This window comes from Uliginosibacterium sp. 31-12 (assembly GCF_030548425.1).
GTDB classification, from domain to species: Bacteria; Pseudomonadota; Gammaproteobacteria; order Burkholderiales; family Rhodocyclaceae; genus Uliginosibacterium; species Uliginosibacterium aquaticum.
This window is the reverse complement of record NZ_JAUOOA010000001.1, coordinates 319,767-339,734: the sequence shown is the minus strand read 5'-3', so window position 1 is coordinate 339,734 and position 19,968 is coordinate 319,767. Positions and strand designations below refer to the sequence as shown.

The 19,968-nt window shown below is 61.7% G+C and carries 18 protein-coding genes; 9 read left to right on the top strand and 9 right to left on the bottom strand.

The window, feature by feature from the left end; translation table 11 throughout:
• Nucleotides 1–9 precede the first annotated feature (9 nt).
• From Q3Y64_RS01535 to Q3Y64_RS01520, 4 genes are read left to right on the top strand one after another with little or no spacing between them, the layout of a single operon-like run.
• Nucleotides 10–825, top strand: a complete 816-nt coding sequence (locus Q3Y64_RS01535; RefSeq protein ID WP_303559663.1) for a transporter substrate-binding domain-containing protein — start codon at nt 10–12, stop codon at nt 823–825.
• The gene (locus Q3Y64_RS01530; protein WP_303559661.1) at nt 822–1,607 is read left to right on the top strand and encodes a transporter substrate-binding domain-containing protein; all 786 of its coding nucleotides are present in this window, start codon (nt 822–824) and stop codon (nt 1,605–1,607) included. Before Q3Y64_RS01535 ends, Q3Y64_RS01530 begins: the two co-directional genes overlap by 4 nt.
• A 17-nt stretch (nt 1,608–1,624) precedes the next feature.
• Nucleotides 1,625–2,641, top strand: a complete 1,017-nt coding sequence (locus Q3Y64_RS01525; protein ID WP_303559660.1) for a TRAP transporter substrate-binding protein — start codon at nt 1,625–1,627, stop codon at nt 2,639–2,641.
• On the top strand, nt 2,638–5,109 hold the full coding sequence (locus Q3Y64_RS01520; RefSeq protein WP_101942517.1) for an ATP-binding protein: 2,472 nt from the start codon (nt 2,638–2,640) through the stop codon (nt 5,107–5,109). Before Q3Y64_RS01525 ends, Q3Y64_RS01520 begins: the two co-directional genes overlap by 4 nt.
• 47 nt (nt 5,110–5,156) lie before the next feature.
• On the opposite strand, the gene Q3Y64_RS01515 is transcribed toward Q3Y64_RS01520, so the two are convergent.
• The gene (locus Q3Y64_RS01515; protein ID WP_101942516.1) at nt 5,157–7,385 is read right to left on the bottom strand and encodes a PhoX family phosphatase; all 2,229 of its coding nucleotides are present in this window, start codon (nt 7,383–7,385) and stop codon (nt 5,157–5,159) included.
• 154 nt (nt 7,386–7,539) lie between these two features.
• Between Q3Y64_RS01515 and rquA the strand changes: the two genes are divergently transcribed.
• Nucleotides 7,540–8,283, top strand: a complete 744-nt coding sequence (gene rquA, locus Q3Y64_RS01510) for a rhodoquinone biosynthesis methyltransferase RquA (RefSeq protein WP_303559658.1) — start codon at nt 7,540–7,542, stop codon at nt 8,281–8,283.
• Here the strand turns inward: rquA and Q3Y64_RS01505 are convergent.
• On the bottom strand, nt 8,252–8,530 hold the full coding sequence (locus Q3Y64_RS01505; RefSeq protein ID WP_143707410.1) for a hypothetical protein: 279 nt from the start codon (nt 8,528–8,530) through the stop codon (nt 8,252–8,254). The genes rquA and Q3Y64_RS01505 overlap by 32 nt on opposite strands.
• Here Q3Y64_RS01505 and Q3Y64_RS01500 point away from each other — a divergent pair.
• Both Q3Y64_RS01500 and Q3Y64_RS01495 read left to right on the top strand, forming a co-directional pair.
• Nucleotides 8,529–8,735 carry a cold-shock protein gene (locus Q3Y64_RS01500; protein ID WP_101942515.1) on the top strand — a complete coding sequence of 69 codons (207 nt, stop codon included), beginning with the start codon at nt 8,529–8,531 and terminating at the stop codon, nt 8,733–8,735. The two genes, Q3Y64_RS01505 and Q3Y64_RS01500, sit on opposite strands and share 2 nt — an antisense overlap.
• 70 nt (nt 8,736–8,805) lie before the next feature.
• Complete coding sequence (locus Q3Y64_RS01495) at nt 8,806–9,864, top strand: hypothetical protein (RefSeq protein WP_101942514.1); 1,059 nt, start codon at nt 8,806–8,808, stop codon at nt 9,862–9,864.
• Between the two features lie 15 nt (nt 9,865–9,879).
• Here Q3Y64_RS01495 and Q3Y64_RS01490 read toward each other — a convergent pair whose 3' ends face one another.
• The 5 genes from Q3Y64_RS01490 to Q3Y64_RS01470 form a co-directional block, all read right to left on the bottom strand.
• Nucleotides 9,880–10,923 (bottom strand): DUF459 domain-containing protein, encoded by a 1,044-nt coding sequence (locus Q3Y64_RS01490; protein WP_254048236.1) that lies wholly within the window; start codon nt 10,921–10,923, stop codon nt 9,880–9,882.
• A 152-nt stretch (nt 10,924–11,075) separates the two neighbouring features.
• Nucleotides 11,076–12,488, bottom strand: a complete 1,413-nt coding sequence (locus Q3Y64_RS01485) for an MBOAT family protein (protein WP_101942512.1) — start codon at nt 12,486–12,488, stop codon at nt 11,076–11,078.
• An 85-nt stretch (nt 12,489–12,573) separates the two neighbouring features.
• A complete protein-coding gene (locus Q3Y64_RS01480) occupies nt 12,574–14,094 on the bottom strand; it encodes a DHA2 family efflux MFS transporter permease subunit (protein ID WP_303559648.1) in 1,521 nt (506 codons plus the stop codon).
• A gap of 25 nt (nt 14,095–14,119) precedes the next feature.
• Nucleotides 14,120–15,205, bottom strand: a complete 1,086-nt coding sequence (locus Q3Y64_RS01475; protein ID WP_303559646.1) for an HlyD family secretion protein — start codon at nt 15,203–15,205, stop codon at nt 14,120–14,122.
• Nucleotides 15,202–15,657 carry a MarR family winged helix-turn-helix transcriptional regulator gene (locus tag Q3Y64_RS01470; protein ID WP_101942509.1) on the bottom strand — a complete coding sequence of 152 codons (456 nt, stop codon included), beginning with the start codon at nt 15,655–15,657 and terminating at the stop codon, nt 15,202–15,204. Before Q3Y64_RS01470 ends, Q3Y64_RS01475 begins: the two co-directional genes overlap by 4 nt.
• A gap of 131 nt (nt 15,658–15,788) precedes the next feature.
• Here Q3Y64_RS01470 and Q3Y64_RS01465 point away from each other — a divergent pair, with 131 nt between their 5' ends.
• A complete protein-coding gene (locus Q3Y64_RS01465) occupies nt 15,789–15,929 on the top strand; it encodes a hypothetical protein (protein WP_303559644.1) in 141 nt (46 codons plus the stop codon).
• A 223-nt stretch (nt 15,930–16,152) separates the two neighbouring features.
• Nucleotides 16,153–17,796, top strand: a complete 1,644-nt coding sequence (gene leuA, locus Q3Y64_RS01460) for a 2-isopropylmalate synthase (protein WP_303560367.1) — start codon at nt 16,153–16,155, stop codon at nt 17,794–17,796.
• A gap of 72 nt (nt 17,797–17,868) precedes the next feature.
• On the opposite strand, the gene Q3Y64_RS01455 is transcribed toward leuA, so the two are convergent.
• Entirely contained in the window at nt 17,869–18,699 is an 831-nt protein-coding gene (locus tag Q3Y64_RS01455) for a mechanosensitive ion channel family protein (RefSeq protein ID WP_303559642.1), read from the bottom strand.
• Nucleotides 18,700–18,724: 25 nt separating this feature from the next.
• Nucleotides 18,725–19,963 carry a mechanosensitive ion channel family protein gene (locus Q3Y64_RS01450; RefSeq protein WP_303559641.1) on the bottom strand — a complete coding sequence of 413 codons (1,239 nt, stop codon included), beginning with the start codon at nt 19,961–19,963 and terminating at the stop codon, nt 18,725–18,727.
• Nucleotides 19,964–19,968: the final 5 nt, after the last annotated feature.

The following is a 19,968-nucleotide window of genomic DNA, read 5'->3' as shown; positions in this document are numbered from 1 at the left end:
GAACACGCCATGCACTGCCCGCACATAATTTTCAGCATTGTCCTGAGCTGTCTGAGCCTGCTGAACACCTTGCCCGCCAGGGGAGAATTGCTGGCGGATATCCGCTCCAGCGGGCGAGTCCGGATTGCCATTGCCGGGGAGGTGCCACCTTTCAATTTCCATACGGCACAGGGCAAGCTGACCGGCTCCGACCCCGAAACAGCTGCATTGCTGGCACAGGACCTAGGCGCACGCCTGGAACTCGTATCCATTGGCAACGCGGAACGTATCAGCGTGTTGCAGGAGCGGCGTGCAGACCTGGTGCTCTCAGCACTCTCGATCACCCCAGAACGCGAGCGCCTGATTGCCTTCTCCGTGCCTTACGCCACCATCGCCGTCGTCATCGCCGCGCCGGCAAAAATGCATCTCTCATCGGTGCTGGATCTCAACGGCAAGACGGTGGGCGCCCTGGCGGCCAGCTCCAACCTCGCACACCTGCGCAGTAATGCCCCAGGCGCCCGGATCATCGAATACCCGGAGAATGACCGCCTCGCCGAGGCCTACCTGGCCGGAGATTTCGACATCATGTCAGCCCCGGCAAGCATCGTCGAAAAGACAAACACCCTAAAACCCCGCCAGCCCTTGCAAGTGCACTTCACCCAGATGGAATTCGATATCGCCATCGGCCTGCCCAAGAGCGAGAAGCCCTTGCGTGACTGGGTGAATGCTTGGGTGGTCAGCCGACTTCAGGACGGCAGTCTTGACACCGTTTACCGCAAATACCACGGCCATGCGCTGCCCGCCTCGATCGTGCCGGTGCGGCCGAAAGGAAAAACCCTGCCATGAAGAAAAGCCTTGTCCTGCTCGGTGCCCTCACCTTGCTGCTCAGCAGCCCTGGCCGGGCCGATCTGCTGAGCGAGATTCGCCAGGCTGGCAAGCTCAAGGTAGGCATCGCCGTTGGCGTACCCCGCTTCAGCTATCTGGACGCACAGCAGAGCCTGCAAGGCTCGGATGTTGACACGGCACGCCTGCTGGCACGCGACTGGGGGCTGGAGTTGCAGATTGTTGCGCTAAGCAATGCGGAGCGGGTCAGCGCGGTGGAAGCCCGCAAAGTGGACATGGTGATTTCCAGTCTCTCGATCACCCCCGAGCGGGAGCAGCAGATCAGCTTCTCGATCCCTTACGCACGCCTCTACACCATCATCGCCGCTCATCCGCGACAAGCCATCAGCAGCTATCCGGACCTCGCCGGCAAGCGTATCGGCGTAACCCTGAAGAGCTCAAACGCCGCCCTCCTTGCTCAATACGCCGGACAGTCTGTCATCCAGGGGTTCGACAGCGACGCCCAGCTGATCGCAGCGGCCGTCAAAGGCAAGGTCGACATCTTTTCGAGTCAGTACGCCGTGCTTGACGAAATCAACCGCGAAGCCGGCAAGGCGCTGTTTGAGGAAAAATTCGTGCAGAAAGAGTTCGATCTCGCCATCGGGCTGCCACGGCAGGAGAAAGCGCTCCGCGAACAGGTCAATGGCTGGCTCGGCAACCGTCTGCGTGACGGCAGCCTGAACCACATCTATCGCCGCCACCATCAGCGCGATCTTCCTGCCGAACTGCGTCCTGCCATCCGCTGACCAAGGACTCTCTGCCCATGCGCCTGCCCACCCGCAGCCTCCAACACCTGCTCACCAGCCTGCTCCTGGCCTGCCTCTTCGCCAGCCCGACGCTGCAGGCGCTGGAAAACACCGGTGGCGTGCGCAGCTTGCGCGCTGCGGATGTTCATCCGGAAGACTATCCAACCGTCCAGGCCATGCTCTTCATGCACCAACGAGTGAACAGAAGCAGTGCCGGCAAGCTCGCCATCCAGGTCTTCCCGTCTGGCCTGCTCGGTGACGAGGCCCCGCTGCTGCGCCTGGTGCAGAGCGGCGAGCTGGATATGAACCGGATCAGCGCGCAGGCACTGGACGGGCTTTCTCCACTGACACGAGTGCTTTCGCTGCCCTATCTGTTCCGTGACAGCGAGCATCAGCACAAGGTGCTGGACGGCCCGATCGGCCGCGAAGTGCTGGACTCATTGCGTACTTACGGCCTCATCGGCCTGGCCTTCTACGATTCAGGCACCCGCAACCTGTACTCCAGCAAGAAACCCGTTCAACGCCTGGAAGACCTGAAGGATCTGGAAATCAGGGTTCAGCCCTCAGATCTGTCGATGGCGGTGTTCGAAAAGCTGGGGGCCAAGCCGGTCAAGCTGCCCTTCTCGCAAACCGGCAACGCACTCAGCAACGGACTGATCAGCGCGGCCGAAAACAACCTGCCGTCCTACTCCAGCACCGAGCATTACAAGCACGCGCCCTATTACACCTTCAGCCGTCACACCATGACGCCTGACGTCCTCGTCGTCTCCCGGATCAGCTGGGACAAGCTCACGCCCACTGAGCAAGCCCTGCTGAGGACCGCGGCCACAGAATCGGTACCGATGATGCGCGACATGTGGCAGCAGCGCGAGGAGCGGGTTGAAGCCACCCTGCGCCTCGCTGGTGTGAAATTCGTCGAATTGCCACGCGAGCAGCTGGCCCGGTTTGCCGAAGCCGTACAGCCCCTGTACGCTCAATTCACGGGCAGCCCGCCACAACAGGATCTGATCAAGAGGATACGCGCCGTCAAATGACGCTCCCGATCGCCGATAAACTTCGCGAACGTTTGCAGGTCTGGCTGCGTGCCACGCCCATCCAGCGCCGCCTGCAATACCTGACGCTGCTCAATGTGGGCGGGCTGCTGCTGCTATTGCTGCTGAGCCTGCTCAGCAGCATCGTGAAGGACGGCTACTTCAATGCCATCGAGCAACTCAACACGCAGCAACGCCAGTTGCAACACTTCAATACCGAAACCGCGCGCCTGCAGGCCGGCATCCGGCAATACCTGGGCTCCTCCGATGATGAGCTGATGCACCAGATCGATCGCAGCACCGAACAACTATTCATCGAGCTGAACACCAAGGCCCGCGAGAAAAGCGACTACGCCGAAAGCGTCACCCTGCTGCGCAATGCCCTGCAGACCTTCATGACGGGCTACTACGAGCTCAAGAAGATCAACACCGAGATCGACCAGACCTACCAGACCCAGCTGCTCGAGCCCAGCCAGCAAGCGGCGGGCCTGCTCACCATGGTGCTCAACAGCAGCACCCAGCGCAAAGGACAGACCCTGATCGGGCCGGCATCGCTGTCGCTGATCCAGGCCTTCAACGACTCGCTGCTGAAGATGAACGCCTACTACGCCAAACGCGAGACTCATATCAGCCTCGCCACCCGCACTTCGCTTGAGCGTGTCGCTCAGCTGGCGCCGGTGCTCGAACCGCTCGCCGATACCGATATCGAGCGACGCGCCCTGCAGGAGCTCAAGGCCCGCGTCCACACCATGATCTCCGGGCTCGGCAGCCTGCAACGCGCTTACGCCAACCGCGCCAACATCATGGAACACAAGATCGAGGCCAGCCAGTCGGTGATCGCCAGTGCCGCACGCTCGATCGACAGCCGTTACGCCGGTATCGAGCAAGCCTTGCGGACCGACTACACCCGCAGGCTGGCCTTCATCAACAGCATTGCCATCCTGCTCGGCTTGCTGGTAATCGCAATCACCCTGCTTTTCGGCACCCTCGTGGCACGCTCCATCCGCGAGCCACTCGCGGCCCTGTTACGCACCGTGGAAGCCTTCTCGGGTGGCGATTTCAGCCCGCAGGTACCGGATGTAGGCAGCAACGAGCTGGGGCGTCTGGCCGGCGCATTGCGCGACTTTCGCCAGAGCTCGCAGCAACGCCAGCTCGCCGAGCAGGCCCTGCGTGACAGCGAGGGGCGCTTCCGCTCGCTGTCGGACATGTCCAGCGACTTCTTCTGGGAACAGAACGAGCTGTGCCAGTACACCGCCTTCTCGGGCCAGCGCGCCGGTGATCTGCTGGCCCGCAACGTTCTCTCGCTGGGCATCCGTGCCTGGGAAAACCCCCGCATCAGCGGCTACCGCGAGGAGTGGCAGGCCCATCGGCGCACGGTGGAGGCTCATCAGGCCTTCCGCGACTTCGAGTTCGCGCTGCTTCTGCCGGACAACAAAGTCATCCATCTGCTGGCCAGCGGTGAGCCCATCCTCGGGCTGAAAGGCGAATTTCGCGGCTACCGCGGCACGGCCAAGGACATCTCGGCGCAGAAAGCCACCGAAGCCGAGGTACGACGCCTCAACCAGACGCTGGAGCAGCGCGTCGCCGAGCGCACCGCCGAACTGCAACGCTCCAACGAGCAGCTCTCGCAGGCCATGGAGCAGCTCGTGCAGAGCGAGAAGCTGGCCTCGCTGGGCAATCTGGTGGCGGGTGTTGCCCACGAACTCAATACCCCACTGGGCAATGCGCTGGTTGCGGCAAGCTCCTTGCGCGACCAGGTACACGAAATCCAGAAACTGGTCGAAGCCGGCGGGCTGCGCCGCTCGGATCTCGCGGAGTTCATGCATGTGTGCGAAGAGGGCTGCCGGCTGATCGAGCGCAACGCCGAGCGCGCCGTGACCCTCGTGTCCAACTTCAAGCAGGTGGCCGTCGACCAGACCAGTGCCCAGCGACGCGAATTCGATCTCCTGCAAACGGTGCAGGAAGTGGTGGCAACACTCGCACCGGGCCTGCGCAAACAACATCACGGGATCACCATCGACATTCCTGAAGGTTTGCGCCTGAACAGCTACCCTGGGCCACTGGATCAGGTGGTGAGCAATATCGTGACCAACTCCACCGTGCACGCCTTCAAACCGGGCGAGAGCGGCGAAATCATCATTTCGGCCAGCCAGACAGGCGATCATGAAATCGTGTTGATGCTCTCCGACAACGGCATCGGCATCCCGCCGGAGAAACAAAGCCGCGTCTTCGACCCCTTCTTCACCACCCGCCTCGGCCAGGGCGGCAGCGGCCTCGGGCTCTACATCGTCTACAACATCGTCACCAGCCTGCTCGGTGGCCAGATCCAGCTCATCAGTTCACCCGGTGGCGGCACCTGTTTCTACATCCACATTCCACTCGTCGCCCCTCTGACAGACGAAGATGTCATCAATGTGCACGGCGCCCCCGCGACTGCCACAGCACTCGATTTCCGCCCGCCGAACCAATAAAAAAGCCGGAGCCCATACAGGCTCCGGCTTTGCACCAGCGCTTGCGATCAGGAACCGATCAGGCCGCCGTCATTGCGGGTGATCATCACGGTCGCCGAGCGCGGACGCTTGCCAGCACCATAGCCCGCGTTGCTGGGCCACTGGCTGGTGTACTTGCTCGGATCCGCGATATTGGCCACGACAGAGCCTTCCCCCGGGTGCTGCACATTCACGAACAGGGTCTTGCCATCCGGGCTCTCGCATACCCCGGTGATCTCCTGATCGTAGGGGCCGACCAGAAAGCGCTTGAGCTTGGTACCCGGTTTGGCACCCATCTTGGTCGTAAGCGTGGTGCTGCCACTGGTGACGCTCACATCACCGCCATCACCCACCGTGCCCGGCAATGCCGCCAGCATCATGCAGTTGGTGACATCCGTATAGGCGCCGTCATCGGTCTGGATCCAGCAGATGCCGCTGCTCTGAGTGAAACCGAGGCCATCCGGGCTGGAGAAGTCATTGCTGTCATCCAGACCGGAAAGATTCACGCCCGCCGCCGCAGTCGCTTCGGCACCAAAGGCATACACATCCCACTTGAAGCTCGTGGCAGCCGGATTGGCCGAACTTTCAGCAATGCGGATGATGTGACCGTTGACGTTGCCGTTCTGCGTCGTCGAGGCCCCCTTGGTATCGGTATAGGCGCGCGGGTTGGCCGCATCCACTGTGGCGGCCGTACGGCTCGTGTTGTTGGTCATGGTGAAGTAGATCTCACCGTTGGCCGGATTCACCGAGCACCATTCGGGGCGGTCCATCTTCGTCGCGCCGACCGCATCCGCCGCCAGACGAGCGTTGATCACCACATCGCCCAGATCTGCAAACGCGTAAGTCGCGTAGTTCTTGACGGTGCTGTTGCCAAGCGACAGTTCGAGCCAGTTGCCCGAACCATCAGCATTGAACTTCGCCACGTACAGGGTGCCGTTGTTCAGGTACTTGTCACCGGTAGCAATGCGGTCCAGCGGGTTTGCATCCGCAGCATCCCAGTTGGCGGCCGACACGAATTTGTAGACGTACTCGTTCTGGGCATCGTCGCCCATATATACCGCCAGAGGCTTGCCTGCGACAGGCTTCGAAACAGCCGCTGCCTCATGATTGAAGCGCCCCAGCGCCGTGCGTTTGCGTACCACCGCGCTCTTGCTGTAGGGGTCGATTTCCGTGATGTAGCCCTGGCCATTGAGCTCGTTGCGATAGTCATCCGAACCATCGGTAGAACTACCCGTGACGCTGATGTTCCAGCGAGCATATTTGTCGTCCGCCCCCGCGGTTTCCCAGCCATAACGGCTGCTGGTGTTCTGCTTGCGGCCGTAACGGTTGAGCGAAGTCACGCTCTTCGCGTCACGCAGGGCATCATCGCCGCTGGCGCGCTTGAAGTAACCGGACCAGTTCTCCTCGCCCGTCAGCAGCGTGCCCCAGGGAGTCTTGCCGGTGCCGCAATTGTTCAGCGTGCCACGCGTCTTCTTGCCGTCGAGCGAAAACTTCGTCTTCAACAGGGCATGGCCGGCAGCCGGGCCAGCAATCTCGATCTCGGTCAGGCCAGTGACACGACGATTGAAAGAAGAGGACTGCACGGTCGCGAACTTGCCCCCTGTTTTCTTGATCTCGACCACGGAGACACCGTGTGCCGCCACTTCCTTGTCCACCTCGGCGGCCGGGCGCGTGCCCGAGGTCGGGCCACTGGCATGCAGGAAAGTCTGGTTGATGTATTCGTGATTCATGGCCAGCAGGCCGCGATCACTGCTGCTCTGATCCGGCAGGCCCGCAGCCGAAAGGCCGAAATACTCCATACCGTCATGGCAGTCGCCAGCACGATTTTCGAAATCGCTATCCGTGCCATCGTTCTTGAACGCAGGCGTCGCAGCGCTGAGCGGATCGCCCAGCGCATAGATCACCGTGGCGGTATAGCCACTCGGCACGGTGAACACATCCGCCAAGCTCTTGGCCACCGGTGTGAAACCCAGCAGGCTGGTGGTCGCAGAGCTCGCTGCAGCAGAACTGGCAGCTGCCGAGGAAGCGGCAGAGGACGAAGAACTGACGACAGCGGCAGCCGCTTCCGAGGTGGAACTACCGCCACCACAGGCAGCCAGCCCGAGGCTGCCAAAGAGCGAAGCAACCGCGGCTCCGGCGCTGCCCTTCAGAAAGGAACGGCGGGCACCCAGCACGTCCTGAATGTGTTCATTGCCAGAGGTGTTAAAACCAATGTCATCCGGATCCAGCGGCGAAATGTGTTCTGCAGGTTTGTTCATGGCTCTCTGTTTTGTTCGGGTTGAAACCGGGCGGATGCTATGGCCCACATGTTTCAGGCAGATGAAGCCCGGAGTCAGCCGGATTTGGTCCAGCGCAAGACTGTATTCATTAGCCGCTGCTATCGTTTCCCGGGTTCGCAACAGGTTTCACGCTATGATCGATACCACCTATGAAACAGCCGAGCGGGATGCAGCAAGCCCCCGCCACATCCCGCCAGCCTCTCCCGAAATGCCGAGTTACATGACCGATGTCTATGACTGGGCCTATGTCGACCCGGCCTGGGTGCGCTGGCTTGATCACAATCTCGTGGTCAAGACTCTGCTATTCGGTAACGATCGCCGACTGATGCGTCGCTATCTCTCTCGCATTCAGCCTGGCATGCGGGTCTGGCAAGTGGCGCACGTGTACGGCGATCTGGTTGAGCTGGCGGCGCAACGCGCTGGCAGCCAGGGCGCCTTCCACCTGACCGACATCACGCCGATCCAGATCGCCCACGGTAAACGCAAGATCGGCACCCTGCCCTGGGCGCGCGTGATCCGCCAGGATGCAGCCCTGCATCATGGAGACGGCCGTCCTTACGATCTGATCTGCAGTTTTTTCCTGCTGCACGAAGTACCGGATGACTGGAAACGCCGCATCGTCGACAACATGCTGGCGCAGATGCCTGAGCATGGCGAAGTATTGTTCGTCGATTACCACCGCCCCGCTCGCTGGCAACCTGTCCGTTACATCCTCAAATGGGTCAACCGCCTGCTCGAGCCTTTTGCCGAAGCACTGTGGAATCACGAGATCTCGCATTTCGCATCCCAAGCCGCTGATTTCAGCTGGCATAAGGAAAGCATCTTCGGCGGGGTATACCAGATCGTCAGCGTGCGCCGGAAACCCCCTCAATCATGAGGCCAGCCCAGCTTTCTGCCCAAGCGGGCAAGTAGGAGCCATTGATCTGCCGGGCGCGAAAAAACGCTTGCCAAGCAGTTTCAAAATCTCCATAGTCCCGGACACGATTTTCAAGCAGTGTTGCAGTGGTTTTATCGCAGTGCCCGCTACTTGCGGCGCGCCAGTAGTAATCCCCTTCCTCCTTGATTCTCGTCCATGCCGGGCCCGGCCCGGTTTTTTGTACTTTTTTTCTGGACGCTTCAAACATGGCAACTGGTACCGTCAAGTGGTTCAACGACTCCAAGGGTTTTGGCTTCATCACGCCGGACGGCGGTGGCGAGGACCTCTTCGCTCACTTCTCCGCAATTCAGTCCAAGGGTTTCCGTACCCTGGCTGAAAACCAGCGTGTCGCCTTCGACATCACGGAAGGCCCGAAGGGCAAGCAGGCTTCGAACATCCGTCCCGAAGAGTAATCGCGGACGCTTGATTGCCTGAAAAGCCCGGCCCTGCCGGGCTTTTTTGTTTGTACCGGAATAACGCACCATGCCTCAATTCTTCAAGCCACTCGCCCTGCTCATCCTGCTTGGCTTTAGCCTTGCCACGCCAGCCAAAGCCTCACCCGAACTCGCAGCCCGCTACAGCCCGGAAGCCTGGCAAACACGCCGTATCCACTCCGGTGTACAGGTTTTCAGTGTGGGCGAAGGCCCTGCCCGCGCCTATGTGTTCATGCCGGACGCGAGCGGCCTGCGTGGCCTGCCGCTGGTACTCTTTCAGCACGGATGGCTGGGCATGAATCCGAAGAATTTCGGCGGTCTGATTGATCTTGTGGTTCGCCGTGGTGCGGTATTGATCTATCCGGTCTATCAGGATGGTGACCAGACCGCGCCACAGGCCGTCACCCGCCTCGCCGCCCAAGCGGCGGCAAACGCACTGGCGGAAACTGAGAAACGCTATCCGCGCCTCATTGATCGCAGTCGCACGCTCTACTGGGGCTTCTCGATGGGGAGCAGCATCTCCCTCAACATCGCCCTGCAGCCAGCCAGTTTCGGTCTGCCCGCGCCGCGCGCCCTGCTCCTGCTGGCACCCGGCGATGCCCATCACGTTGCAAAGGGCGAGCGCGCACAAAGCATCATTGGCCCAGTCGAACGCCTACCAGCTGATCTGCCAGTGGTGATCGCCACCGGCGCGGCCGACACCAGCATCGGCGTGCCAACCGGGCGCGCGCTGGCTGAACGCCTGTGTCACTTACCCTCCAGTCGCCGCAATCTGATCCTGTTCCCGTCCGACAGCGACGGCGAACGCCGCATCACGGCCGGCCATGGCTCACCCGGTGCGCCAGACAGCCGCTATGACTTTCCGGATTCGCGCCGCCCGGTTGCCGAGCAGATTGCCGGCACCCGCGAGTTCGAGCCTTCAGGCTCACTGAATCTGCTGGACTACTACGGTTACTGGCGCCTCACGATGCGTCTTCTGGATTATGTGGATGGCAGCGAGTTCCCGAGCGAACTCTTCAGCCGCAAAGCGGCCGAGAACCGCTTCCTCGGTTACTGGCCGGGGGGCCAGCCCTACAGGGAAGCCGAGATCGAAGACCCCTGCTCCTGAGCGCAGTGAAAACCCTCAGGCCGAGGGCAATTGCTGCTCCAGCCAACTGCGGATACCGGGCAGCAGGAAGAGCGCTCCGTCGTCGGTCATGTGGATGCCATCATCCGCCCGCAGCTTGATCAGCTTGCCGCGCTCATTCGCGCGGAATTGCGCAAAGCTGCCCTTTTCCTGGCCAAGGGCAGGATTGGGATCCAGCCAGCTGACCATCGGATAAGCCTTCAGCACATCCTGCACCAGTGCATTCATGTGCTGCATCTTGCGTGCGAAGGAAGGCGCGCGCATCACCGGCATGCCGACCCACAACACCCGGGTGTCGTGCCGGGTAAGAAGGTCCAGGTAGGCCGTCAGGCGCGCGCGGTAAAAGGCATCCCATTCGGGCGAACCAAACTCCAGCACCTGTTTGCCGAGTTGCACGTTTTGCCCGTCATTCGCACCGAGCGAGCAGATCACGACGGCCGGACGCGTCTCGCCAAGCATCTGCGGATATTGCGCCAGCCAGTCGAACACCTCCGGACGAGCCAGGCCGGTACCAGAACGATAGGCCTTGATGATGCGCACACTCTGGCCATCCCCAAGCCCGCGCCGCAGCGTGGGGGCCAGCCCCACGGCCATCATCGAATCCCCGGCCAGCACGATCTGGGTTCCGGAGGGTGCAGCAAGCGGGCGCAGCACGGCGGGTGCTGCCGAAGCCAGAGGCTTTGAGGCGGCGGCAAGCGGCACTGAGGCCTGCGCAATGGGTGAAGCGGGCTCGGACTGCAGCGCTGCGGGAACGACGGGTTCCGGCGTATCGCGCTGTACCAAAAGCGTGGGCTGACCACTGAAACCGTCTGCCAAACTCGCCTTGCCGGCCAGCGCCAGACGTCTCGGCACCTCAGCACCGAACACCTGGGCCGTCTCGTGCCAGAGCTGTGTCACCGGCTCGGCCACACTGCGGAGCGGGCCGACTTCGAGCCGCTCAGCCCATACCTTGAGGCCTTCGGCCTCCAGCACGAGCCCCACCAGCATGGCGGCCAGCAGGGTCAGAAACATGCGCGGAAGTTTGTCGAAACGGCGTGGCATCAAGATTGACTCAAATCTGTTCATGAAGCGTAGCAAGAAGTGCTCAACGCAGCGATGGACTGGGGAGAAACCGGAGTGTAGTTTGGTCGATCAGAATTTCGAGCAGCGCATGCGCTGCGATCACTATCTCGCGCTGGGGTCATGAGCCGATTTCAGAACTGGAAATAGATGAAGGGGGCGGGCTCACTAGGGCCCAACACTTCAATCAGCACCAAGGCCAGCGCAAACACCGCACCATGCAGCAAGGGCTGCAGGCGCAAAACGCCAATCTGCAGACGCAACTCGAAACGCTCCGGCAGATATTGCAGACCGATGCCTGCCGCAGCACAAAGCAGCGGCCCCAGCGGTAGATTCATTGACCACTCCCCCTGCCAGAGCTGTGCCAGCACCGCTTGCGCCTCGCTCAGGCTGCCCGCACGGAACAACACCCACCCCAGACAGATGGCGTTAAAACAAAGCAGGCGGGCACACCACTTCCACCACCCCGAACGTCGCCAGTCCGCCGCGCGAGCCCCCCAGAAATCCTCCCATTGGCGATGCCCCGCCAGTAGCAAACCATGCCAGGCGCCCCACAACACGAAGTTCCAGGCTGCGCCGTGCCACAGCCCGCCCAGCAACATGGTGACGAAGAGATTCAGACGGGTCCGCCAAGCGCCCTTGCGTGAGCCTCCGAGCGGAATGTAGAGATAGTCGCGCAACCAACTGGACAGCGAAATGTGCCAACGTCGCCAGAACTCTTGCGGCGACGCGGCCTTGTAGGGCGAATCGAAGTTGAGCGGAAAACGGTAGCCCAAAAGCAAGGCGCAACCGATGGCGATGTCGGTATAGCCCGAGAAATCGCAATAGATCTGGGCCGCGTAACCGTAGATGCCCAGCAGCACCTGGCTGGCACTCATGGCGGCAGGATTCGCGAACACGTCATCGACCAGCAAAGTCGCCAGGGTGTTGGCGAGCACCACCTTCTTGAACAGGCCCGCCACGATCAGCAGCAAGGCCCGACCGGTCTCGATGCGAGCGGGGTCCGGGCGCTTTTTCAGCTGAGGCAGGAAGTGTGAAGCGCGCAGGATGGGGCCGGCTATCAGTTGCGGAAAGAAGGCCACGTACAGCAGTGAATCGGCGAAATCGACCTTGTCGGCAAGCTTCCTGCGCCACGCATCCATCATCAGCGAGATGGCGTGGAAGGTCATAAAGGAAATCCCCAGCGGCAGCATCGGCGTGGACACCGCCAGCTCCAGCTTGAAGCCGGCGAGTGCTGCCAGATCGACCAGGGATTCGAGGAAGAAGGCGCTGTACTTGTAGTGCGCCAGCAGCCCCAGACTGCCGGTCACGCCGAGGATCAGCCAGAGGCGGCGCAGGCTGCGGCTCTGGATGCCGCGCGTGCAGGCCCAGGCCCAGCACGAGAGCACGAACAGCATGGGCACGAAGTGCCAGTCCCAAAAGCCGTAAAACACATAGCTCAGCCCCAGCAACACCAGCTTGTGGGCACGGTGCCAGCGCAGCAGGCCCCAACCCAGCCCCAGCGAGAGCAGGAAAAACAGCGCGTATTCAACGGTGGGAAACAGCATGCGGCGGGCTTGCGGGCAAGGTGAAGCGAGGCGGCATCTTACCAAAGCCGGCTGACCCGCAAGCAGGCCAGCCAGCTTTTCCGTTTCAGGACTTGCGTGCCACCGGCCGCAACAGGAGCACTAGGGGCATGGCAAACACGGTCACCCACATCATCAGGCGAAAGTCCTGCAGGTAGCCCAGTGTGCTGGCCTGGCGAGTGACCTCTGCATTGAGGCTGTAGAGGCCGGCCGGCGTCGACAGGTTGTACACACCCGCTTCCACGGCCTGACGCAAGGACTCGCTGAAAGGATTGATGAAACCCGCCAGCGCGGCATGATTGGCCTGCACATTCTGCGCCAGCGCGGTAGTCACAACCGAGATGCCAATCGAGCTGCCAATGTTGCGCATCAGGCTGTAAAGCCCGGTGCCTTCCGTGCGGTAGCGCTGGGCCAAGGTGGAAAAGGTCAGTGTGGACAAGGGCACGAAGATGAAACCGAAACCCATACCCTGCACGACACCGGTGCTGACGATCATCCAGCCGGTCGCGTCCACCGTGAAATGAGTCATCTCCCACAACGAAAAACCGGTCAACCCCAGTCCAATAAGAATCAGCAACCGGGCATCGATGCGCCCAACCAGCTTACCGACCACCATCATTGCAAACATGGTGCCAAAGCCACGTGGCGCCAGCAGCAGGCCCACGTCGATCACCGGATAGCCCATCAGGTTCTGCATGAAAGGCGGCAGCAAGGCCATCGTAGACAGGAGCAACACACCGACGATGAACACAAAGATCAGGCCGATCGACAGGTTGCGATCGCGAAACAGATCAGGCTCGATGAAAGGATGATCATGGGTGAAGATGTGGGCCACGAAGAGATAGGCACACAGCACGGTAAGGCCGGTCTCAATCACGATCTCGGCACTATTGAACCAGTCCAGCGACTCGCCCCGGTCCAACAGCATCTGCAACGCGCCAAGGGCGACTGCCAGCAGCGTGAAGCCGAGCAAATCGAACCGCCGGCTTCGATCCAGCGGTGTTTCCTTCACGTAAGCCGCGATTCCCAGCCAGGCCAGAATGCCGAAGGGCAGATTAATGTAGAAGACCCAGCGCCAGTTGTAATACTCGGTCAGCCAGCCTCCGAGACTCGGCCCAAGGATTGGCCCGATCATCACGCCCATACCCCACAGCGCCATGGCCGCGCCGATTTTCTCGCGCGGATAGGTATCCAGCATCACTGCTTGCGACAACGGCACCAGCGCCGCACCGAACACGCCCTGCAACAGGCGGAAGGCGACGATCTGGGTCAGATCCTGAGCAGCGCCGCACAGCATGGAAGTCAGCGTGAAACCCACCACCGACCACAGGAACAGGCGCTTGCGCCCGAAACGAGCGGCGAGAAAGCCTGTCAGTGGCAGAAAGATGGCTGAGGCAACGATATAAGAGGTCAACACCCAGGAGATCTGGTCCTGCGTCGCCCCCATCGCGCCCTGCATGTGCGGCAGAGCCACGTTGGCGATGGTGGTATCCAGCGCCTGCATGATGGTAGCGAGCATCACCGCTACGGTGATCAGGCCGCGATGGGTCGTTTCCGGCGCCGCCGGCTGTGCTGCGCTACTGCTCATGTTCTTCGAGGGGGTCGCGACTTGTTCAGAGCGTGAAGCCGAGCAGACGACGCTTGTGACCCGTCTCGATCTCGACGTTGGCGCTCAGACCTGCACGCAAGGCGGGCTGCCCGGCCTGCGACTCGATGCGGATGCGCACCGGCACGCGCTGGGCGATCTTGACCCAGTTTCCGGTAGCGTTCTGCGCCGGAATCACCGAAAACTCGGCCCCCGTAGCGGGCGAAAGGCTGTCCACCATGCCCAGCCAGTGCTGGTCAGGAAAGGTATCCACGCTCACCTGCACAGCTTGCCCCGGATGCACATGGGTCAGATCGGTTTCGGGGAAGTTCGCCTCGATCCACAACTCACCACCGGCCACCAGGGACATCGCGGTGGTGCCGGCCGCCAGGTATTGCCCCGGCTTGGGCAGCTTGCTGACCGTGCCGGCCACCGGCGCCTTCACCTCAATGCGCGAGAGGTTCAGGCGCGCCTGCGCCAGTTCAGCCTGCGCGGCCAGCCAGGACGGATGGCGCTCGACCGGCAGATCCACGCTGCCACCGAGACTTTCGGCAATGCGGTGCAGATCCTGCTCCAGCGCAATCACCTGTTGCGACGCCAGCGCGGCGGTCTGCTGCGAGTCATCCAGCTTGGAGACCGGAATGAAATTCTTCGCAGCCAGATCGGTCTGACGCTGTTGATCCTTGGCCGCAAAACTGGCGCGCGTGCGTGCCACATTGATCTCGGCCTGCTTCTCACGATAGGCCGCCTTCAGGGCCGCCAGATCGGTACGCACTTGCGCCAGCTTCGCATCCGCCTTGGCCACCGCCACGTTAAAGGGCTCGGGATCAAGGCGGAACAGCGGCTGACCAGCCTTCACCTCGTCGTTCTCGCGCACCAGCACTTCCTGCACCGGCCCCGCCACCTCGGCGCTGATCGAAAGCTTGTCGGCCTTCACGTAGGCGTTGTCGGTCTCGACCGCGCGCCCACCCTTCAGATAAATGACCAGCGCGACACAGCCCGCCAGCAGGGGCAGGCCCAGCAGCAGCACGAGGCGTTTCGTACGCCGGCCGCGCTCTTGCGGTGTCAGTGAAGTAGCGGAAGAAACGGCGACGGACTCAGTGGCTTGACTCATGAAACATCATCTTTCTGCTGATGGCGCAATTGCGCCAGATTGCTGCGCATGATGCGCAGCGCGGAATACAGGACTTCGATCTGCGCCACATCGAGGCCATGCAGTGCATGGTTTTGCAGGGTCTCACCAAGCTGGCGGATTTCCGTCAAATGCGCCTCGGCGGCGGGCAACAGATAGAGCCGGTAAGCACGCCGATCTGCCTGGCAGACACGACGCTCGACCAGCCCTTCCGCCTCTAGCTGATCGAGCAGGCGGGCCAGGGTGATCGGCTGCACATCCAGGCGTTCGGCCAGCTCCACCTGCCGCAAGCCCTCCTCACGTGCGATCTGCACCAGTGCGCGGGCCTGCGCCAGCGTCAGGGCATCCCCATCGATTCGCTGAGCAAAGATCTGGCGCATCAAGCGGGCGACGTCGGTGACGAGAAAACCAAGGCGTTCTTCCTGAGGAGTCATGGCAAATAATTAGTAAGCTTTGCTTATGATAAGCACGGCCATGTATTTGTCCAGCCAGCAAATCAAACAGATTGCAAAATCCAATCGCGCCGCGCTTGACGCGCCTGCGTGGCAGGCGATATGGTTCAGTCATGGCTACGTTTTTGTTCGCCCTCGCTCTGCTTCTCTCCCTTGGTCTGGCCTTCATGGCCCGTCGCCAGCGTCAGGCTCGTCGCCTGCAACCGCTGCGTCTGCGTCAAGACCTGCGTCTGCTGCGCCGCACGCGCAGATAAGACCCCCTCCCCTCGCTTTGCGCTTCACCTTCCTGCACCCCGCAGGCCCTGTGCTTTTGCACGCCTCCATCACGGTTTTTGACATGACTCTTCACTCCTTGCTGCTGCGACTGCGCACCGGATAGCGGGCCTCGATCAAGTGGCCGCCCGCTGTCCCTTGCTCGTTTCCCACCTCGGCCACCGCCCTCACCCGAAACAGCAATGGAGCAAAAAGATCATGTCGATGTTGAAAAACCCGTCCAGCAAGTACACCGCCTTCGCCCCGATCAATCTTCCGAATCGCCAATGGCCGGGCAAGACCATCACCCGCGCCCCGATCTGGATGAGCACCGATCTGCGCGACGGCAATCAGGCGCTCTTCGAGCCGATGTCGGTCGACACCAAGATCAACTTCTTCGCCATGCTCTGCCGCGTGGGCCTGAAGGAAATCGAAGTCGCCTTCCCGGCCGCTTCACAGACCGATTTCGATTTCGTGCGCCGCCTCATTGAGGAAGACCGCATCCCGCAGGATGTGACCATCGAGGCGCTGACCCAGGCCCGCGACCACCTCATCGAGCGCACCTTCGAATCCCTCAAGGGCACGCGCCGCGCCATCGTGCATGTGTATAACGCGACTGCGCCGGTCTTCCGCCGCACCGTGTTCGGCGTGGATCGCGCCGGCTGCATCGAAATCGCGGTGAATGCCGCAAAGAAGATCAAGGCACTCGCCGCCGAGCATCCGGAAACGGAATGGATATTCCAATACAGCCCGGAAGTGTTCAGCTCCACCGAACTCGATTTCGCGCTCGAGATCTCCGAGGCCGTCGCTGATGTGTGGCAGCCCACGCCCGAGCGGCCGATGATCCTCAACCTGCCGGCCACCGTGGAGGGCGCCACGCCCAATGTGTATGCCGACCAGATCGAGTGGATGAGCCGCCACCTCACACGACGGAACGCCACGACCATTTCAGTACATCCGCATAACGACAGAGGCACCGCAGTGGCCGCCGCCGAGCTCGCCGTGATGGCCGGCGCGGATCGCGTCGAAGGCTGTCTCTTTGGCAACGGCGAGCGCACCGGCAACGTCGATCTGGTGACGCTGGCCTTGAACCTCTACACCCAGGGCATCGATCCGGGCCTCGACTTCTCCAACATCAACGAAGTCGCGCGCATCGTCGAAGAATCCACCCGCCTGCCGATCCACCCGCGCCACCCCTATGTGGGCGATCTCGTATTCACGGCCTTCTCCGGCTCGCATCAGGACGCGATCAAGAAGGGCTTCGCGGTACAGAAAGACGACGCCTTGTGGGAAGTGCCCTACATGCCGATCGACCCGCGCGATCTGGGCCGCAGCTATGACTCGGTGATCCGCGTCAACAGCCAGTCCGGCAAGGGCGGCATCGCCTGGCTGCTCGAAACCGCTTACGGCCTCGCCTTGCCCCGCCGCATGCTGGTGGAATTCTCCGGCGTCGTGCAGCAGCATATGGACGACACCGGTGCGGAGATGAGCCCGGCCGAAATCTGGGCCTTGTTCACCCGCTCGTATCTCGAAGCCGAATCCCCCCTGCGTCTCGTGAATCATCGCCTCGACGAAAGCCACGAGCGCCACGGCATCACGCTCGATGTGGAATGGCAAGGCGACGCGCGCAGCCTCACCGGCACAGGCAATGGCCCCTTGGCCGCCGCGCTGGACGCCCTCGGTTCAGCCGCCGCCATTCACAGCTTCGAGGAACGCTCGATTGGCAGCGGCTCGGATGCACGCGCCATGGCCTTCGTCGAGATCACCGTGCCGGGCCGCACCGGCACCCTGTTCGGCGCGGGCAGTTCGACCAGCATCGTTGAGGCTTCCCTGCGCGCGCTGATCTCGGCCCTCAACCGGGCCGCCTGAACCAGGTCACAAAAAAGCCGGCATGAGGTGCTGCCTCAGCCGGCTTCTGGGAATCGACATTCCTGGCGCACTTCAGCCCTGCCCGGCACCCAGTACACGCACTTCGCGCTGCGGCAGGGCCAACCGGATGGCTTGGGCACGCAGGGCTTCCAGCAAGGCCTGATTGATTTCGCCACCGGTCCGGCTTACATCCCCGACAGCCACCCACGGCCGCACGGCAATCCGGATGCCGTTGTCTTCCAGCGCGGAAACCTGCACGACCGCAGCAGGTTCGGCCAGCACGGCAGGATTGGCCTGCAACACTTCACGCACGATTGCCAACACGCTCGCAGGCTGGCAATCGTAAGAAACCTGCAAGCCCAGATCCAACTGGCGTACATGGCCATAGTTGTGAAGGATTTCGCCGACCAGCTTGCGATTGGGCACCACCACGCGGGATTGGTCGGCATGCGTCAGCACCGTGTTGAAGAGGCTGATGTCGCTCACGACACCTTCCACGCCAACAACGCTGATGTACTCTCCGATCCGGAACGGATGGGTAAAAATGATCGTCAGACCCGCAACCAGATTGGACAGCAGACCCTGCATGGCCAGTGCGATGCCGGCCCCAGCCACGCCCAGCCCCGCAATCAGCGGCAGGAGCTGTACGCCCAGGTTCTGCAGCGCGATCACGCCAAAGAGCGCCAGCACCGCGATACGCATCACACGCACTAGCAGCAGCTCAAGGTCTGGTTCGAGCTTCATGCGCATCAGCGAGCGCTTGAGCATCTTCCCGGCCCAGCGCCCGGCGTAGAAACCGGCACCGACGATGATCGCCGCAACGAGCACTTTGGGCCCGAAGCTGACAGCCTGCGTCACAACAACCGTCTGCACCTGATCCAGCATGGCCAGTGATTTATCCATCAGGAAGGGCCTTGTAATTAGAGGATCAGGCCGGATTCAGCATGCGCACTTCGCGTTGCGGGAAGGGGATTTCGATGCCCTCCTCGCGGAAGCGCTGTAACACGGCTCGGTTCAGATCTGAGCGCAGACCCAGCGTACCGCTACCTGGATCCGCAATCCATACACCGAGCTCAAGCGTCATGCCACTCTCGTCAAACGACACCAGATAGGCTTGCGGCGCCGGCTCCTGCCTCACACGTTCCGGCTTCCTTCCAATCTCTTCCAAGATAGGCAGGACACGCTCAACGTCGGTTCCGTAAGCGACCTGAACCTGCACCGCCACACGGGTCTTCGGATCCACGAAGGAATCGTTCTGCACCACCGAGCCGACCAGCACCTCGTTCGGCACGATGAAATGCGCGCCAGTCAGGGCTCGCAGCACCGTGTAGCGCGTAGTGATGTTAAGCACCTCGCCGCGCTCGTTGCCGACTTGGATTAGGTTGCCAATCTTGATCGAGCGATCGAGCAGGATGATGAAACCAGACACATAGTTGCTGGCGATCTTCTGCATGCCCAAGCCCAGACCCACGCCCAGCGCACCACTGAACACGGAGAGGGCGGTGAGATCCAGCCCCACCAGTTCAACACCGACCAGAATGGAGACCAGGATCAGCAGCGCCTTGGCCACCCGCGAGAGCACCACCTGCACGCTCGAATCCAGCCCACTGGCCTGCATCAAGCGCGCTTCGATCACACCACCCAGCCACAGCGCCACAATCAGTGAGCCGAACACCGAGGCTACGCCCTGGAAAACGCCCCACAGCGTGATGTGGCTCTTGCCAAGCGGGATGACGAAGCCATCCAGCCAGGCAATCATCTCAGGCAGGATACCCACCAGATCCAGCGCTACGCCACACCATACCAGTGCGGCGATGTTGCGCCCGAAACTGCGAACCCAGAGAGCTTTGGGGAACGCATGCTGCACGGCAAACACCGCCATACGGATACCCGCCATGGCCCACAGCAATTGCACCGCCACCGCTACGAAATGCAGGGGCCAAGCATTGTGGTGGGCCACGAAGCGCATGATGCTCAACAACAGCACCCCCAGCAGCGGGAAGGCCAGTTGACGCATGCCGCTCGCGGCGGCATTCCCTTTTATCTGCCCGCGCACACCGCGCGCGAACAATGCCGCAGTCACCAGCAACACGCCAATCATGCCCAGTTCGCGCAACGCGGCCGGCTGCTGGAACAGGCTCAGAACGTCGGCCAGCAAACTATTCATTCAGG

Coding starts and splice junctions, on each gene's coding strand:
- Q3Y64_RS01470 (WP_101942509.1), bottom strand. CDS start 15,657: ATGACTCCTCAGGAAGAACGCCTTGGTTTTCTCGTCACCGACGTCGCC.
- leuA (WP_303560367.1), top strand. CDS start 16,153: ATGTTGAAAAACCCGTCCAGCAAGTACACCGCCTTCGCCCCGATCAAT.
- Q3Y64_RS01475 (WP_303559646.1), bottom strand. CDS start 15,205: ATGAGTCAAGCCACTGAGTCCGTCGCCGTTTCTTCCGCTACTTCACTG.
- Q3Y64_RS01520 (WP_101942517.1), top strand. CDS start 2,638: ATGACGCTCCCGATCGCCGATAAACTTCGCGAACGTTTGCAGGTCTGG.
- Q3Y64_RS01515 (WP_101942516.1), bottom strand. CDS start 7,385: ATGAACAAACCTGCAGAACACATTTCGCCGCTGGATCCGGATGACATT.
- Q3Y64_RS01500 (WP_101942515.1), top strand. CDS start 8,529: ATGGCAACTGGTACCGTCAAGTGGTTCAACGACTCCAAGGGTTTTGGC.
- rquA (WP_303559658.1), top strand. CDS start 7,540: ATGATCGATACCACCTATGAAACAGCCGAGCGGGATGCAGCAAGCCCC.
- Q3Y64_RS01485 (WP_101942512.1), bottom strand. CDS start 12,488: ATGCTGTTTCCCACCGTTGAATACGCGCTGTTTTTCCTGCTCTCGCTG.
- Q3Y64_RS01525 (WP_303559660.1), top strand. CDS start 1,625: ATGCGCCTGCCCACCCGCAGCCTCCAACACCTGCTCACCAGCCTGCTC.
- Q3Y64_RS01480 (WP_303559648.1), bottom strand. CDS start 14,094: ATGAGCAGTAGCGCAGCACAGCCGGCGGCGCCGGAAACGACCCATCGC.
- Q3Y64_RS01450 (WP_303559641.1), bottom strand. CDS start 19,963: ATGAATAGTTTGCTGGCCGACGTTCTGAGCCTGTTCCAGCAGCCGGCC.
- Q3Y64_RS01490 (WP_254048236.1), bottom strand. CDS start 10,923: ATGCCACGCCGTTTCGACAAACTTCCGCGCATGTTTCTGACCCTGCTG.
- Q3Y64_RS01505 (WP_143707410.1), bottom strand. CDS start 8,530: ATGTTTGAAGCGTCCAGAAAAAAAGTACAAAAAACCGGGCCGGGCCCG.
- Q3Y64_RS01535 (WP_303559663.1), top strand. CDS start 10: ATGCACTGCCCGCACATAATTTTCAGCATTGTCCTGAGCTGTCTGAGC.
- Q3Y64_RS01465 (WP_303559644.1), top strand. CDS start 15,789: ATGGCTACGTTTTTGTTCGCCCTCGCTCTGCTTCTCTCCCTTGGTCTG.
- Q3Y64_RS01495 (WP_101942514.1), top strand. CDS start 8,806: ATGCCTCAATTCTTCAAGCCACTCGCCCTGCTCATCCTGCTTGGCTTT.
- Q3Y64_RS01530 (WP_303559661.1), top strand. CDS start 822: ATGAAGAAAAGCCTTGTCCTGCTCGGTGCCCTCACCTTGCTGCTCAGC.
- Q3Y64_RS01455 (WP_303559642.1), bottom strand. CDS start 18,699: ATGGATAAATCACTGGCCATGCTGGATCAGGTGCAGACGGTTGTTGTG.